General features: G+C 67.4%; 15 protein-coding genes and 2 tRNA genes. 2 read left to right on the top strand and 15 right to left on the bottom strand.

Annotated features, from left to right (window positions below; translation table 11 throughout):
- Positions 1–10 precede the first annotated feature (10 nt).
- From ABDC25_RS07300 to ABDC25_RS07250, 11 genes are all read right to left on the bottom strand, one after another.
- Positions 11–565: an NUDIX hydrolase gene (locus tag ABDC25_RS07300; RefSeq protein ID WP_347125617.1), complete on the bottom strand. Its 555-nt coding sequence runs from the start codon at positions 563–565 to the stop codon at positions 11–13.
- On the bottom strand, positions 562–1,830 hold the full coding sequence (gene clpX / locus ABDC25_RS07295) for an ATP-dependent Clp protease ATP-binding subunit ClpX (RefSeq protein WP_021201506.1): 1,269 nt from the start codon (positions 1,828–1,830) through the stop codon (positions 562–564). Before clpX ends, ABDC25_RS07300 begins: the two co-directional genes overlap by 4 nt.
- 178 nt (positions 1,831–2,008) lie before the next feature.
- On the bottom strand, positions 2,009–2,860 hold the full coding sequence (locus tag ABDC25_RS07290; RefSeq protein ID WP_021201507.1) for an aldehyde dehydrogenase family protein: 852 nt from the start codon (positions 2,858–2,860) through the stop codon (positions 2,009–2,011).
- Positions 2,857–4,299, bottom strand: a complete 1,443-nt coding sequence (locus ABDC25_RS07285) for an aldehyde dehydrogenase family protein (RefSeq protein ID WP_021201508.1) — start codon at positions 4,297–4,299, stop codon at positions 2,857–2,859. The genes ABDC25_RS07290 and ABDC25_RS07285 overlap by 4 nt, the downstream gene beginning before the upstream one ends.
- A 13-nt stretch (positions 4,300–4,312) precedes the next feature.
- Positions 4,313–5,314, bottom strand: a complete 1,002-nt coding sequence (gene deoC / locus ABDC25_RS07280) for a deoxyribose-phosphate aldolase (RefSeq protein ID WP_021201509.1) — start codon at positions 5,312–5,314, stop codon at positions 4,313–4,315.
- Complete coding sequence (locus ABDC25_RS07275; RefSeq protein ID WP_021201510.1) at positions 5,311–6,246, bottom strand: sugar-binding domain-containing protein; 936 nt, start codon at positions 6,244–6,246, stop codon at positions 5,311–5,313. The genes deoC and ABDC25_RS07275 overlap by 4 nt, the downstream gene beginning before the upstream one ends.
- A gap of 152 nt (positions 6,247–6,398) precedes the next feature.
- Positions 6,399–7,040 carry an ATP-dependent Clp protease proteolytic subunit gene (locus tag ABDC25_RS07270; protein ID WP_021201511.1) on the bottom strand — a complete coding sequence of 214 codons (642 nt, stop codon included), beginning with the start codon at positions 7,038–7,040 and terminating at the stop codon, positions 6,399–6,401.
- A 20-nt stretch (positions 7,041–7,060) separates the two neighbouring features.
- The gene (locus ABDC25_RS07265) at positions 7,061–7,657 is read right to left on the bottom strand and encodes an ATP-dependent Clp protease proteolytic subunit (RefSeq protein ID WP_017830295.1); all 597 of its coding nucleotides are present in this window, start codon (positions 7,655–7,657) and stop codon (positions 7,061–7,063) included.
- A gap of 81 nt (positions 7,658–7,738) precedes the next feature.
- Positions 7,739–8,233 carry a tetratricopeptide repeat protein gene (locus ABDC25_RS07260; RefSeq protein ID WP_021201512.1) on the bottom strand — a complete coding sequence of 165 codons (495 nt, stop codon included), beginning with the start codon at positions 8,231–8,233 and terminating at the stop codon, positions 7,739–7,741.
- Positions 8,234–8,303: 70 nt separating this feature from the next.
- Positions 8,304–9,809, bottom strand: a complete 1,506-nt coding sequence (gene tig, locus ABDC25_RS07255) for a trigger factor (RefSeq protein ID WP_347125612.1) — start codon at positions 9,807–9,809, stop codon at positions 8,304–8,306.
- 63 nt (positions 9,810–9,872) lie between these two features.
- Positions 9,873–9,946, bottom strand: a tRNA-Pro gene (locus ABDC25_RS07250).
- 109 nt (positions 9,947–10,055) lie between these two features.
- Here ABDC25_RS07250 and ABDC25_RS07245 point away from each other — a divergent pair.
- Positions 10,056–10,126, top strand: a tRNA-Gly gene (locus ABDC25_RS07245).
- Positions 10,127–10,268: 142 nt separating this feature from the next.
- A complete protein-coding gene (locus tag ABDC25_RS07240) occupies positions 10,269–11,498 on the top strand; it encodes a hypothetical protein (protein WP_021201514.1) in 1,230 nt (409 codons plus the stop codon).
- Positions 11,499–11,568: 70 nt separating this feature from the next.
- Here the strand turns inward: ABDC25_RS07240 and ABDC25_RS07235 are convergent, their stop codons facing one another.
- The 4 genes from ABDC25_RS07235 to ABDC25_RS07220 all read right to left on the bottom strand — a co-directional run bounded on the left by ABDC25_RS07235 (position 11,569) and on the right by ABDC25_RS07220 (position 14,248).
- Complete coding sequence (locus ABDC25_RS07235) at positions 11,569–11,922, bottom strand: RNA polymerase-binding protein RbpA (protein WP_017830291.1); 354 nt, start codon at positions 11,920–11,922, stop codon at positions 11,569–11,571.
- Positions 11,922–12,170 (bottom strand): preprotein translocase subunit SecG, encoded by a 249-nt coding sequence (gene secG, locus ABDC25_RS07230; RefSeq protein ID WP_017202783.1) that lies wholly within the window; start codon positions 12,168–12,170, stop codon positions 11,922–11,924. The genes ABDC25_RS07235 and secG overlap by 1 nt, the downstream gene beginning before the upstream one ends.
- 81 nt (positions 12,171–12,251) lie before the next feature.
- Positions 12,252–13,043 carry a triose-phosphate isomerase gene (gene tpiA, locus ABDC25_RS07225; protein WP_021201515.1) on the bottom strand — a complete coding sequence of 264 codons (792 nt, stop codon included), beginning with the start codon at positions 13,041–13,043 and terminating at the stop codon, positions 12,252–12,254.
- On the bottom strand, positions 13,034–14,248 hold the full coding sequence (locus ABDC25_RS07220; protein WP_021201516.1) for a phosphoglycerate kinase: 1,215 nt from the start codon (positions 14,246–14,248) through the stop codon (positions 13,034–13,036). The genes tpiA and ABDC25_RS07220 overlap by 10 nt, the downstream gene beginning before the upstream one ends.
- Between the last annotated feature and the right edge of the window lie 3 nt (positions 14,249–14,251).

The following is a 14,251-nucleotide window of genomic DNA, read 5'->3' as shown; positions in this document are numbered from 1 at the left end:
CATCAGACGTCTACGGGATCGGCGGGACGCATCGTCCGAGCTGCTCCATCGCTTTGTACCAGGTGAGCTGGTGGTAGCTCTGCGAGAGGCGGTCGCCGAGTCCGTCCAGTGACAGCACGTGCACGGCGATCGACTCGCTGTCGTCGAGCGACTGCTCCACGATGCGCGTGCATCCGCGAGCGAGGAAGTGATGCACGCGGTTGGTGTGGTTGCCGAAGTTCGCCCACGTCGCACCGAGGTCGATGAGCTCATCTGCCACGAAGCCCGTCTCCTCCAGGAGTTCGCGGGCGGCCGCATCCTCCGGAGCCTCGCCAGGCTCTACTCCCCCGCCGATCGTGCCGAGCGCCACGACGCGGGCACCGTGCCGATATTCCTCCACCAGGATGGCATCGTCGTTCCGGTCGAGGGCGAGGACCGAGATCCAGTCGCCGTACTCCAGCACGTAGTACGGGGCTATCGAGCGCCCGCTCACGTCTTCGCATCTGTCCTCATGCAGTCGGATCCATCGGTCGGCGACGAGAGTCTTCCTCGCCACCGTCTTCCAGGGAACCGGCTCCGCGCTCATGCGCTCTTGCGCTTGCGCTCCATCACGATCGTGGGCGGTGCGCCTTCATCGACGGCTGCACGGGTGACGATGACCTTGGCGACGTCCTCCGCCGAGGGGATCTCGAACATGATGGGTCCGAGCACGTCCTCCAGGATCGCCCGGAGTCCACGGGCACCGGTCTTGCGTTCGACGGCCAGGTCGGCGATGGATCGCAGCGCATCTTCTTCGAACTCGAGCTGCACGCCGTCGATCTCGAACATGCGCTGGTACTGCTTCACCAGCGCATTGCGCGGCCCGGTGAGGATGTCGATCAGTGCATCCTGGTCGAGCGGCGACACATTGGTGACGACCGGCAGACGCCCGATGAACTCGGGGATCAGCCCGAACTTGTGCAGGTCTTCCGGGAGCACCTCGCTGAACAGGTCGAGGTCCTTGCCCTTATCGTGCAGCGGGGCACCGAAGCCGATGCCGTGCTTGCCGACGCGCGCCGACACGATGTCTTCGAGACCGGCGAAGGCCCCGGCGACGATGAACAGCACGTTCGACGTATCGATCTGCAGGAACTCCTGATGCGGGTGCTTGCGGCCGCCCTGCGGAGGGACCGAGGCGACCGTGCCCTCGATGATCTTCAGGAGGGCCTGCTGCACACCCTCGCCCGAGACGTCGCGGGTGATCGACGGGTTCTCGGCCTTACGGGCGATCTTGTCGACCTCGTCGATGTAGATGATGCCCTGCTCGGCGCGCTTGACGTCGTAGTCCGCGGCCTGGATGAGCTTGAGGAGGATGTTCTCGACGTCTTCTCCGACGTAGCCGGCCTCGGTCAGCGCCGTGGCGTCGGCGACGGCGAAGGGGACGTTGAGGCGCTTCGCGAGCGTCTGCGCGAGGTAGGTCTTGCCGCAGCCGGTCGGCCCGATGAGCAGGATGTTGCTCTTGGCGATCTCGACCTCTTCGGCCTTCTGCTCGGCCGTCTGCAGGGTGCCGTGTGCCCGCACCCGCTTGTAGTGGTTGTAGACGGCGACGGCGAGAGCGCGCTTGGCGGGCTCCTGCCCGACCACGTACTCCTCGAGGAAGGCGAAGATCTCACGCGGCTTCGGGAGCTCGAACTCGGCGACCCCGTCTGCGGACGACTCGGCCATCCGCTCTTCGATGATCTCGTTGCACAGCTCGACGCACTCGTCGCAGATGTACACGCCGGGGCCGGCGATGAGCTGCTGGACCTGCTTCTGACTCTTTCCGCAGAAAGAGCATTTGAACAGGTCAGCGCTTTCACCGATGCGGGCCATGCGCGTCCTCCTAGGGGGGGATCAGAGATCGTTCTTCGAGCCTAACCTCTGCATACGACACCGGGCCGCATTGAGGGCATTCGACATCGGATCGCGAAACGATGAAGGGGCCGGGAGCCTTCAGCTGCCCGGTCGTGGGCGAAGGCTCCCGACCCCCTTCATGAGGTCGTCAGAACGGTCAGACCATGCTCTTGGTGTGCCAGACGGTCTTCACCTCGGTGAAGGCACCGATCCGCTCCGGCGAGGCGACGACGTCTCCCGGGGCGAGCACCCGCTTGAGCGTCTCCGCCGCGGCGATCTGCATGTCGACCCAGTCGAGAGCGCCGGCTCCGGCCAGGTCGAGAGCGTTCACGTCCTGGTGCGAAGCCAGCCACGGAGCGATCTCCGCGGGCGAACCCGTCAGCACGTTCACGACTCCGCCCGGGACGTCGCTGGTGGCGAGGACCTCGGCGAGGCTGATGGCCGAGAGCGGGTGCTGCTCGCTCGCGACGACCACAACCGTGTTCCCGGCGACCAGAGCCGGAGCCACGACCGACACCAGACCGAGCAGCGCCGAGTCCTGCGGGGCGACGATCGCCACGACACCGGTCGGCTCTGGCACGGAGATGTTGAAGTACGGCCCCGACACGGGGTTCGCGTTGCCCGCCACCTGTGCGTACTTGTCGCACCATCCGGCGTACCAGACCCAGAGGTCGATAGCTTCATCGACCTGCGAGGCCGCGGCCGCGGACGACACGCCCTCCTGAGCCGCGATCTCGTCGATGAACTGCGCGCGACGCCCCTCCAGCACCTCCGCGACGCGGTACAGGACCTGGCCGCGGTTGTAGGCGGTCGCACCGGACCAGCCCTTGACGGCGGATCGGGCGGCGACCACGGCGTCGCGGGCGTCCTTGCGGGAGCCCTTCGCGGCGTTCGCGAGGAAGGCCCCCTTCGGCGTGAGCACCTCGTACGTGCGGCCGGACTCGCTCCGCGGGAAGGCCCCGCCGATCGCCAGCTTGTACGTCTTCGGAACAGTCAGTCGCTTGCTCATGCTGCGGCTCCCTTGAGGTAGGCGGTGAGACCCTGGCGACCGCCCTCGCGGCCGAATCCGGACTCCTTGTACCCGCCGAACGGGCTCGACGGGTCGAAGCGGTTGAAGGTGTTGGCCCAGATCACGCCGGCACGCAGGCGGTCAGCCACAGCGAGGATGCGCGATCCCTTGTCGGACCAGATCCCGGCGGAGAGACCGTAGGGCGTGTTGTTCGCCTTCGCGATCGCCTCGGCGGGCGTGCGGAAGGTGAGCACCGAGAGCACCGGGCCGAAGACCTCGTCGCGGGCGATGCGATGCGATGCCTCGACACCGGTGAAGATGGTGGGTGCGAACCAGAAACCCTGCTCCGGAATGGCGCAGTCCGCGGTCCAGCGCTCGGCGCCCTCGGCCTCGCCGATGTCGCTGAGCTCGCGGATACGGGCCAGCTGCGCAGCGGAGTTGATCGCACCGATGTCGGTGTTCTTGTCGAGGGGGTCGCCCAGACGCAGGGTCGACAGACGCGTCTTGAGCCTGTCGACGACCTCGTCGTGGATCGACTCCTGCACGAGCAGACGACTGCCGGCGCAGCACACGTGACCCTGGTTGAAGAAGATCCCGTTCACGATGCCTTCGACCGCCTGGTCGATGGGGGCGTCGTCGAAGACGATGTTCGCAGCTTTCCCGCCGAGCTCCAGCGTCAGCTTCTTGTGGGTGCCTGCCACGGCCCGTGCGATGTCACGACCGACACCGGTTGAACCGGTGAAGGCGACCTTGTCGACGTCGGGGTGGCGCACGAGGGTGGAACCGGTGGCTCCGGCACCCGTCACGATGTTCACGACACCCGCCGGCAGGTCGGCCTGCTGCAGGATCTCCGCGAAGATCAGCGCCGTGAGGGGCGTGGTCTCTGCGGGCTTGAGCACGACCGTGTTGCCCGCGGCGAGGGCGGGAGCGATCTTCCACGCCAGCATCAGCAGAGGGAAGTTCCAGGGGATGATCTGACCGGCGACGCCCAGCGCGCGGGGGTCGGCGCCGAGACCCGCATGGTCGAGCTTGTCCGCCCAGCCCGCGTAGTAGAAGAACCAGGAGGCGACGAGCGGCACGTCGACGTCACGGCTCTCCTTGATCGGCTTGCCGTTGTCGAGGCTCTCGGCGACGGCGAGCTCGCGAGCGCGCTCCTGCACGAGGCGGGCGATGCGGAAGAGGTACTTCCCACGGTCGCGACCGCTCATCTTCGACCAGGTCTTCTCGTAGGCACGACGGGCGGCGGCGACCGCGCGGTCGACATCCTCGTCGCTGGCCGAGGCGATCTCGGCGATGTGCTTCTCCGTCGCCGGCGAGATCGTGTGGAACGGGGTGCCGGAACCGTCGACGAACTCGCCGTCGATGAACAGGCCGTAGCTGTCCTTGAGGTTCAGGATCGCGGTGGACTCCGGTGCGGGAGCGTATTCCAGAAATGACATGTTCGTCTTCCCGTCAGTCGATCGTGACGTAGTCGGGGCCCGAGTAGTGGCCGGAGCTGAGCTTCTGACGCTGCAGGAGCACATCGTTGAGGAGGCTGGATGCGCCGAACCGGAAGAGGTGCGGCTGCAACCACTCCTCGCCCACCGTCTCGGCGACGGTCACCAGGTACTTCACCGCGTCCTTCGAGGAGCGGATGCCACCGGCCGGCTTCACGCCGATCTTCTCGCCGGTGCCGCGGTGCCAGTCACGCACGGTCTCCAGCATGAGAAGAGTCGTCGGAAGCGTCGCGGCGGGCTGCACCTTTCCGGTCGAGGTCTTGATGAAGTCCCCTCCCGCCAGGATGCCCAGCCACGAGGCGCGCTTGATGTTGTCGTAGGTGTTCAGCTCGCCGGTCTCCAGGATCACCTTGAGCGAGGCGTATGAACCGTCCTCGCGACGGCATGCTTCCTTGACCTGGGCGATCTGGTCGAACACGAGGCCGTAGCGGCCGGAGAGGAAAGCCCCACGGTCGATGACCATGTCGATCTCGTCGGCTCCGGCGGCGACCGCCTCAGCGGTGTCGGCGAGCTTGATCGCGAGAGACGAGCGCCCGCTCGGGAACGCCGTGGCCACCGCGGCGACGGAGATCATTCCGTCGTCGGGGTCGCCGTGCAGGCCGCCGAGCGCGACGACGGCGTCGCCGACCATGTCGCCATAGACGCAGACCGCGGCGACCCGTGGAGTCGAGGGGTCTGCGGCGTCGGGGGTCTTCGCCTTGGCGACGAGCGAGCGCACCTTGCCAGGGGTGTCCGCACCCTCGAGCGTCGTGAGGTCGATCAGCTTGATGATCGTGTCGAGGGCCCACGCCTTCGAGGTGGTCTTGATGGAGCGGGTGCCGAGCCCGGCAGCGCGCTGCTCGAGACCGACGGCATCCACACCGGGGAGTCCGTGCAGGAAACGTCGGAGGGTGGCGTCGTCGGGCTCTCCGCCCAGAACGTCCACCGCCGTCCTGCGGCTGAGTTCTTTGGTCGTCACTGTTCCTCCAACAATGCTCGTGCTGTGGTCTCATCGGTCACCAGAACGCCGCACAGGCCGCTGGTGACCACGGTTCGTGCGATGTCGTGCTTGGCGGGGCCCGCCGTGACGAAGATCGCGCGGGCGGCTCCGCGCAGACGATCGAGCGAGACGCCGACCGTTCGCGCATCGAGCTGCGAATCGACGATGTTCCCCTCGGCGTCGACGTAGCGGCCGAGAACGTCTCCGACGGCGCCGCGACGCGCGAGCTCTTCCACGTCCTCAGCGCTGAGGTAGCCGTTCTCGACGTGCGCGGATGAAGCGTCGCACGGCCCTGCGGTGAACAGGAATGCCTGCGCCTCCGCTGCTTCTTCGAGCACGGCAGCGACGGTGCGGTCGGACTCGATCGCCTGCTTCGTCTCCACACGCTCGAGGATGGCCGGGCTCGGCAGCAGCGAGACCTGGCCAGACGCGCGCTGAGCGATCGTGACAGCGAGGCCTGCCGCCCCGCCGGAGCGCCGATTCAGGCTCACTCCCCCGTTGAGCTGCACGACCGTCACGCCGTTCGCCCATCCATCCGGGAGCGCCTCGGCGACGGCGCGGAGCGTGCGCCCCCAGCTCACCCCGAGTGTGCGGGGCACCGGCCGCAGTGCGGTCAGGAAGTCGGCGGCGGCCTGCGCCACCCGCTCGAGCGTGCCGTCATCGCCTTCCGGGGCCGGCACGACGACGGCGTCCGTCAGTCCGAATCGGTCGACCAGAAGCCGCTCGAGGCCGAGCCTGCGGGCGCGGGGATGCACGATCTCGATGCGCACGATGCCGCGTTCGCGAGCCTGCGTCAGCAGGCGGCCGACCTTCCAGCGGGAGATCTTGAGGAGTCCGCCGATCTCGTCCTGGGTCTTGTCCTCGTCGTAGTACAGCTCGGCGACGCGAACCATGAGCAGATCTTCTTCCACGGCATCCTCCTTCCTCTCCCAGAGTAGGCCCTCATCAGCGTTCGCGCATCATGATGCTCATATGCGCAATCGAGCGTGGGGGCTCTGCACATCCGCCGGGCACGACGAAGGGCGCCCGTCGTGATGACGGACGCCCTTCGGGATCGATCGGGTCAGACGCGCTTGCGCGTCGTGAGGACCTGGTCGACGATGCCGTACTCCAGTGCCTGTGCGGCGGAGAGGATGTTGTCGCGATCGATGTCGCGGTTCACCTGCTCCGGCGTGCGCTTCGTGTGGCCGGCGAGGGTCTCCTCGAGCCAGGTCCGCATGCGGAGGATCTCCGCGGCCTGGATCTCGATGTCGGAGGCCTGGCCGTGGCCCGCCTCGCCCATCGCGGGCTGGTGGATCAGCACGCGGGCGTTCGGGAGCGCGAGGCGCTTGCCCGGCGCGCCGGCCGCGAGCAGCACGGCCGCAGCGGAGGCCGCCTGGCCGAGCACGACGGTCTGGATCTGCGGTGCGACGTACTGCATCGTGTCGTAGATCGCCGTCATCGCGGTGAACGAACCACCGGGCGAGTTGATGTACATGGTGATGTCGCGCTCGGCATCCTGGCTCTCCAGGACGAGGAGCTGCGCCATGACATCGTCGGCCGACGCGTCATCGACCTGCACGCCGAGGAAGATCACGCGGTCTTCGAACAGCTTGTTGTACGGGTCCTGGCGCTTGAATCCGTAGGCGGTGCGCTCCTCGAACTGCGGGAGCACGTAGCGGCTGGAAGGCAGGTCACCGGCTGAGCGGAAGGTGGGTGTGTACATGAGCGTCCTTTCGCTTTCCGTTACTCGGTGTCCTGGTCGGTTCCGCCGCCGCCGATGACGTCGGAGGCCGATTCGCGGATGTGGTCGACGAAGCCGTACTCGAGCGCTTCCTCGGCGGTGAACCAGCGGTCGCGGTCACCATCGGCGTTGATCTGCTCGACCGACTTGCCGGTCTGCGCCGCCGTGATCTCCGCGAGGCGGTTCTTCATCGACATGATGAGCTGCGCCTGGGTCTGGATGTCGCTCGACGTGCCGCCGAAGCCGCCGTGCGGCTGGTGCAGCAGCACCCGGGCGTTGGGCGTGATGTAGCGCTTGCCCTTGGTGCCGGCGGTCAGCAGCAGCTGACCCATCGATGCGGCCATTCCGATGCCGACCGTGACGATGTCGTTCGGCACGAACTGCATCGTGTCGTAGATCGCCATGCCCGCGGTGATCGAACCGCCGGGCGAGTTCACGTAGAGGTAGATGTCTCGCTCGGAGTCTTCTGCGGCGAGAAGAAGGATCTTCGCGCAGATCTCGTTCGCGTTCTCGTCGCGCACCTCCGACCCCAGCCAGATGATGCGGTCCTTCAGCAACCTGTCGAAGACGCTCGTTGCGAGGAGGGGTTCTGCAGCCATGTCAGCTCCTGATTCCGTGTTTCAGTGATTCGAATCTACCGGCGACAACGCGGCACCCAGGCCGTGTTCGCCGTCGGCATATCAGGTGTCGGCGTCCGCGATCTCGCGGGCATACGCCGTCATCGACCGGTGGTAGCGCGGCAGATGCGGGACCAGGGCGAGCAGCGCCACCGAGAGACCCTGCGCCGGTCGCCCCGCGCTTGCGAGGATGAGGGCGTGCACGCACGCGATGGCGTCACGGTAGGGACCGTCGGCCGACAGCTGCTCCTCGGCGCGGATCACGGCGAGGGCCTCGTCGTATTCGCCCAGATTCCGCAGCGAGCTCGCCATCTGGATCACGCATTGCGGGCGATGCTCAGCATCCAACCCCAATGCCAGCGCGCGCCGATACAGAACGATGGCTTCCGCGGGCCTTCCCGCGGAATCCCGCGCGCCCGCGCGTTCGAACTCGGCGCGGGCGTCACCTGCTCCGCGCTCGGCGGCGAGGGCGTCGATGCGGGCGATGGTGTCGTCACCGACCTCCTCACCCGTCGCGTCGTCCCACACCTCGTCGATGCGCTCATCCCACGTCTTCATGATTGCCCTCCCTGGATGGAAAAGAGGGCGGATGCCGCAGCACCCGCCCTCTTCACTGGATCGTGTCCGATCACTCGGCCTTGTCGGCCGCCTTCTTGGCCGGAGCCTTCTTGGCCGGAGCCTTCTCAGCCGGAGCCTTCTTGGCGGCGGGCTTCTTGGCAGCCGGCTTCTCGGCCTCGTCAGCGTCATCGGCCTTCTTGACCGGAGCCTTCTTGGCGGCGGGCTTCTTGGCCGGAGCCTTCTTGGCCGGCTTCTCCTCGGCGTCGGTGGACTCGGCGTCGGTGGACTCCGCCTCGTCGTCGGTGACGATGAAGTCGGACAGATCGACGGCCTTGCCATTGCTGTCGACGACCTTCACCTTGCCGAGCGCGATCGCGAGGGCCTTGTTGCGCGCGACCTCTCCGACGAGCGCCGGGAGCTGGTTCGAGGACTGCAGCGCCTCGACGAACTCCTGCGGAGCCATGCCGTACTGCGCAGCCGACTGGATGAGGTACTGGCTGAGCTCTTCCTGCGAGACCTGCACATCGGCCTGCTCGGCGATCGTGTCGAGGAGCACCTGCGTGCGGAACTGCTTCTCGCTCGCCTCGGTGACCTCGGCGCGGTGCACCTCGTCCTCGAGACGGCCTTCGCCTTCGAGGTGGTTGTGCACCTCGTCCTCGATGAGCTGCGGCGGAACGGGGATCTCGATCTGCTCGAGCAGCACCTCGACGAGCTTGTCGCGCGCGGCGGAACCCTGCGTGAAGACGCCCTGCTGAGCGACGCGCTCGGCCAGGCTCTCGCGGAGCTCGGCGATCGTGTCGAACTCGCTCGCGATCTGCGCGAAGTCGTCGTCGGCCTCGGGGAGCTCGCGCTCCTTGACGGCCTTGACGGTCACGGAGACCTCGGCCTCGGAGCCGGCGTGGTCGCCACCGACGAGAGCGGAGCGGAAGGTGGTGTCCTCACCGGCGGTGAGCGACTCGATCGCGTCGTCGATGCCCTCGAGCAGCTCGCCGGAGCCGATCTCGTAGGAGACGCCCTCGGCGCGGTCGATCTCGGCACCGTCGATCGTGGCGACGAGGTCGAGCTCGACGAAGTCGCCCTCGGCGGCCGGACGGTCGACCGGGACCAGCGTGCCGAAGCGCGCGCGCATGTTGTCGAGCTCGGCGTCGAGCGCGGCGTCATCGGCCTCGACGGCGTCGACCGTCACGGTGATGCCGTCGTAGGAGGGCAGCTCGATCTCGGGGCGGACATCCACCTCGATGTCGACGAGCAGGTCACCCGAGAAATCCTTCTCGTTCGGCCACTGCGTGATGTCGGCAGCCGGGCGACCGACGACGCGCAGCTTGTGCTCGACCGTCGCCTCGCGGAAGAACTTGTCCAGGCCCTCGTTGACGGCGTGCTCGATGACGGCGCCACGACCGATGCGCTGGTCGATGATCGGAGCCGGGACCTTGCCCTTGCGGAAGCCGGGGATCTGCACGTCCTGAGCGATGTGCTCGTACGCGTGAGCGATGCTGGGCTTGAGGTCTTCCGGGGTGACCGTGATGGTGAGCTTGACCCGGGTCGGGGTCAGCTTCTCGACGGTGCTGTTCGCCATGCTGGTGTGTTCTCCTTGTGATTTCCGCTTCGATTCGCGGCTGTAAGGTCCGTGGGGGCTGTGTCGGGGCGACAGGAGTTGAACCTGCGACCTCCCGCTCCCAAAGCGGGCGCTCTACCAAACTGAGCTACGCCCCGGGGAATCCGCACGCGGATTCAGCCCCACCGAGTCTAACGGACCGGAGCATGCGCCAGAGTCCGGTATAGTCGATGAGTCGGTACCGAACCTTTCCGAAGGTCCGGATCCGGGGCTGTAGCTTAGTGGTAAAGCCTTAGTCTTCCAAACTAATGATGCGGGTTCGATTCCCGTCAGCCCCTCCGCTCGAGAAGGCTCCCACCATCGGTGGGGGCCTTCTCGCATTCCCCGTGACCTTCTCCGGCTCGCGTCCGCCCGTCGAATACGCTGTCAGCATCGCTGCACGCAGTCTCCGACCGGAAGGCATCATCGAATGGGCACGACGTGACCGACCGGCCCCCTTTCCAGACCGCGACAGGCACGGCGCCGCTCCCGGGCGGGCACGTGCTGCCCGTCCTGCTCTCCGCCGGTCCCCCCACTGCTGCTTCATCGCCGCGACGGAAGAAGCACACGGGCGTGGTCCTCGGACTGCTCGGCGGAGCGGCCGTGATCGCAGGGCTGGCACTCGCTCAGGTGACGGCGAACCTCGGGTACGACAACGCGCTGTCGCGATACGGGAGCACCGCCGAGGCCACGTCGACCACGAAGACGCAGGTCCGTGAGGAGATCGCGGGCCTCCGTGCGGTCACCGGGGCGGCGGAACAGATCCTCGCCCGAGGAAACCAGCCGATCGCGGTGCCCGAGGAGGTCCAGGCGGGGCTCGCCTCAGCGCTCGCCGACGGCACCACCGCCGCCTCCGAGGCCGACGCCGTGGTCGCGACCGAGATCGCCGGGGTGGGCACGAAACCGGGCTGGTTCTGGGAACTGTTCGGCGCCACGTCGGAGCTGGAACAGCGACGGCACGATCTCGACGTGCTGTCCGATGAGCTCGCTGTCGCCTCCGCGGAGACGGCAGACACGCAGGAGGCTGTGGTGGAGAGTGGGTTGGCCGTGATCAACGCCGCCGGTGCGGCCGCTCCGGCGTTCGAGGCCGCGCACCTCTCCGCCCGCAACGAGGCCGTGATCGCCCTGCGCGACGCGGCCGCCGAAGCAATCGCCGCGACGATGGTGGATGAGGATGCGGCGACCGCCTACGTCTCCCTGCAGGACGCGGCCGCGCGGGTCGTCGCCACCGAGGGCGAGGAACTGGCGGAGAAGTCGGGCCCGCTGTTGAACGCGCGGCTCGAGATCGAGGCCTTCGCGCGGTCCCTCGCTCCCGGCGTGCTCCTCGACTTCGACTGGTCGCCGGTCGTGAGCGGGGCCGGCTACAACGGCAGCATGGGCGGGTACACCACCTGGTGGTGGGGAGAATCCGGGCGCGCGACGATCGAGCTCTCGAACTCGGTCGCGGAGCAGTGGCCCTCGACACGGAGCAAGGCGCTCGTCGCCCATGAGGTGGGGCACGCGATCAGCGTGAAGTGCCAGAGCATGTACGACTCGTCCACCCAGGACAGCATCGAGAAGTGGGCGACCGCGTGGGCCATCAGCATGGGCTACACCGACGACGCCAACGGGGTGTGGGCGTACGGCTATCCCCCGCAGAACTACATCGACGCCGCAGCGGGCTGCCGCTGAAGACGGTGTCAGGGTACGGAAGAAGCCGCCGCGATGACTCGCGGCGGCTTCTTCGATGGTCAGACCGAGGTCACTGGCCCCGGCGCTCGCGCAGCTGCGTGAGCGCGTCGTCCAGAAGCTGGACGGCTTCCTCGTCGGTACGACGCTCCTTCACGTAGGCGAGGTGCGTCTTGTACGGCTCCGCCTTCGCGAGCGCAGGAGGATTCTCCTTGTCGCGGCCGGCAGGAAGACCCGATTGCGGGTGATCGATCGTTTCCGGGATCTCCTCTTCGGGGAGACCGGCGGCGAAGTAGCGCACGGTCTCGTTGCCGAGACCGTCCCAGTACGAGACTGCGATGCGGTCGGCGTGATAACCGTGGTCCTGCTCGCCCATGGGGCCCGAGCCGACACGGGTGCCGCGGATCGCGTTTCCACCGGTAGCCATCAGATGACCTCGAATTTCGTGATGAGGCCCAGCGCGACGATGGAGACGAACCACGTCAGAGCCAGGACGACGGTGAAGCGGTTCAGGTTCCGCTCCGCGAGCCCGGAAGAGCCGACCGCTGAGGTCATGCCTCCACCGAACATGTCGGACAGGCCACCGCCGCGGCCTTTGTGCAAGAGGATGAGGAGGGTCAGCAGAACGCTGGTGATGCCCAGCACGACCTGCAGGACGAACTCGAGAATTGCCACGAGAAAGAGCCTTTCGCTGGGGCCGGAGCGCCCCCGTAACGGTCAAGTATACGGTGCAGCGGGGCCGAAGCCCCGCTGCACTCACACGCCGACGTGCTTCTCGAAGCGGATGATCGCGGCGAACTCGTCCACGACGAGGCTCGCCCCGCCGACCAGAGCGCCGTCCACATCGGGTTCGCGCATGAAGCTGGCGATGTTGCCCGACTTCACCGAGCCGCCGTAGAGGATGCGCGTGCGCGCAGCCGCTTCGTCGCCCAGGACCTTCGCGATGACGGCTCGCAGTGCGGCGCAGACATCCTGCGCCTGCTGCGGGGTCGCTGCCTGGCCGGAGCCGATCGCCCACACGGGCTCGTATGCCACGACGATGTCCGCCTTCGGCGAGACGCCCTCGAGCGCGGCCTCGAGCTGGGACACCGGGACCGCACTGGCGCCGAACTTCTCGAGGTCTCCCGCTGTCTCGCCGACGCAGATCACCGGGACGAGTCCGTGCTTGAGCGAGGCCTTCACCTTGGCAGCCACGATGTCGTCGCCCTCGGAGTGGTACTCACGGCGTTCGGAGTGACCGATGATGACGTACTTCGCGTCGAGCTTCGCCAAGAATGCCCCCGACACCTCACCGGTGTACGCACCGGAGTCGTGTGCCGAGACGTCCTGCGCTCCGAGCGCGAACGGGATCTTGTCCGCGTCGATGAGCGTCTGCACGCTGCGGATGTCCGTGAACGGCGGGAAGACCGCCACCTCGACCGATCCGTCTTCGTGCTTCGCGTCCTTCAACGTCCAGTGCAGCTTCTGCACGAACGCGACCGCCTGCAGGTGGTCGAGATTCATCTTCCAGTTTCCCGCGATCAGCGGGGTACGGGAGTTCACGCCCATCCGAGGACCTCCAGCCCAGGTAGTTTCTTGCCCTCGAGGAATTCGAGGCTCGCGCCGCCGCCGGTCGAGATGTGACCGAACTGGTCGTCGGAGAAGCCCAGCTGCCGCACGGCTGCCGCGGAGTCGCCACCGCCGACGACGCTGAGGCCGTCGACCTCGGTGAGCGCCTGCGCCACGGTCTTGGTACCCGCCGCGAACGCCGGGAACTCGAACACGCCCATCGGGCCGTTCCAGAACACGGTCTTCGACTCGCGGATGACCTCGGCGAAACGTGCCGCCGTCTCCGGGCCGATGTCGAGGCCGATGCCGGAGGCACCGAACGGCGTGGACTCGATCGCATCGGCTGCAGCGACTTCGTGCGCGGCATCGGCGCCGAAGGATGCGGCGACGACGACGTCGGTGGGGAGCACGAGCTCCACGCCACGCTCCGCCGCCTCCGCGATGTAGCCGCGAACGGTCTCGAGCTGGTCCTCTTCCAGCAGGCTCGACGCCACGGCGTGACCCTGTGCCTTGAGGAAGGTGAACAGCATGCCGCCGCCGACGAGGATCTTGTCGACGCGCGGCAGCAGGTGCGAGATGACGCCGAGCTTGTCGCTGACCTTGGAGCCGCCGAGCACGACCGCGTACGGACGCTCGGGATTCTCGGTCAGACGGTCGAGCACGTCGAGTTCGGTCGCGATCAGCAGACCGGCCGCGGACGGGAGCAGCTCGGCGAGCTCGTAGACGCTCGCCTGCTTGCGGTGCACGACCCCGAACCCATCGGAGACCAGCACATCGCCGAGCTCCGCGAGTTCGGCCGCGAAAGCCGCACGGGTGGCGTCGTCCTTCGAGGTCTCCCCCGGGTTGAACCGCAGGTTCTCGATGACGACGACTCCGCCGTCCTCGAGGGACTCCACGGCGTCCTTCGCCGACTCGCCGACCGTGTCGCGTGCGAACGCGACCGGGGCACCGAGCAGCTCGGACAGGCGCTGGGCCACCGGCTCCAGGCTGTACTTCGGGTCGGGCGCGCCGTCCGGCCGCCCGAGGTGAGAGCACACGACGACGCGGGCGCCCGCATTGATGAGTGCGTTGAGGGTCGGCAACGAGGCGCGGACACGGCCATCGTCCGTGATGATCCCGTCCCGCAGGGGGACGTTGAGATCACAACGGACGATGACGCGCTTGCCCTCGAGCGACCCCAGAGTGTCCAGGGTGCGCAGAGTCATGTG

The sequence above is a fragment of the Microbacterium sp. SY138 genome, from assembly GCF_039729145.1.
Taxonomy (GTDB): Bacteria; Actinomycetota; Actinomycetes; order Actinomycetales; family Microbacteriaceae; genus Microbacterium; species Microbacterium maritypicum_A.
The sequence above is the reverse complement of the archived record's forward strand: the minus strand, read 5'-3'. Positions and strand labels throughout refer to the sequence as shown.

What these genes read in the sequence shown, in the direction of transcription:
- clpX (WP_021201506.1), bottom strand. Translation starts at nt 1,830, where the DNA reads ATGGCCCGCATCGGTGAAAGCGCTGACCTGTTCAAATGCTCTTTCTGC.
- tpiA (WP_021201515.1), bottom strand. Translation starts at nt 13,043, where the DNA reads ATGGGCGTGAACTCCCGTACCCCGCTGATCGCGGGAAACTGGAAGATG.
- ABDC25_RS07285 (WP_021201508.1), bottom strand. Translation starts at nt 4,299, where the DNA reads ATGTCATTTCTGGAATACGCTCCCGCACCGGAGTCCACCGCGATCCTG.
- ABDC25_RS07235 (WP_017830291.1), bottom strand. Translation starts at nt 11,922, where the DNA reads ATGGCTACCGGTGGAAACGCGATCCGCGGCACCCGTGTCGGCTCGGGC.
- ABDC25_RS07220 (WP_021201516.1), bottom strand. Translation starts at nt 14,248, where the DNA reads ATGACTCTGCGCACCCTGGACACTCTGGGGTCGCTCGAGGGCAAGCGC.
- ABDC25_RS07260 (WP_021201512.1), bottom strand. Translation starts at nt 8,233, where the DNA reads ATGAAGACGTGGGATGAGCGCATCGACGAGGTGTGGGACGACGCGACG.
- ABDC25_RS07265 (WP_017830295.1), bottom strand. Translation starts at nt 7,657, where the DNA reads ATGGCTGCAGAACCCCTCCTCGCAACGAGCGTCTTCGACAGGTTGCTG.
- ABDC25_RS07270 (WP_021201511.1), bottom strand. Translation starts at nt 7,040, where the DNA reads ATGTACACACCCACCTTCCGCTCAGCCGGTGACCTGCCTTCCAGCCGC.
- ABDC25_RS07290 (WP_021201507.1), bottom strand. Translation starts at nt 2,860, where the DNA reads ATGAGCAAGCGACTGACTGTTCCGAAGACGTACAAGCTGGCGATCGGC.
- ABDC25_RS07300 (WP_347125617.1), bottom strand. Translation starts at nt 565, where the DNA reads ATGAGCGCGGAGCCGGTTCCCTGGAAGACGGTGGCGAGGAAGACTCTC.
- tig (WP_347125612.1), bottom strand. Translation starts at nt 9,809, where the DNA reads ATGGCGAACAGCACCGTCGAGAAGCTGACCCCGACCCGGGTCAAGCTC.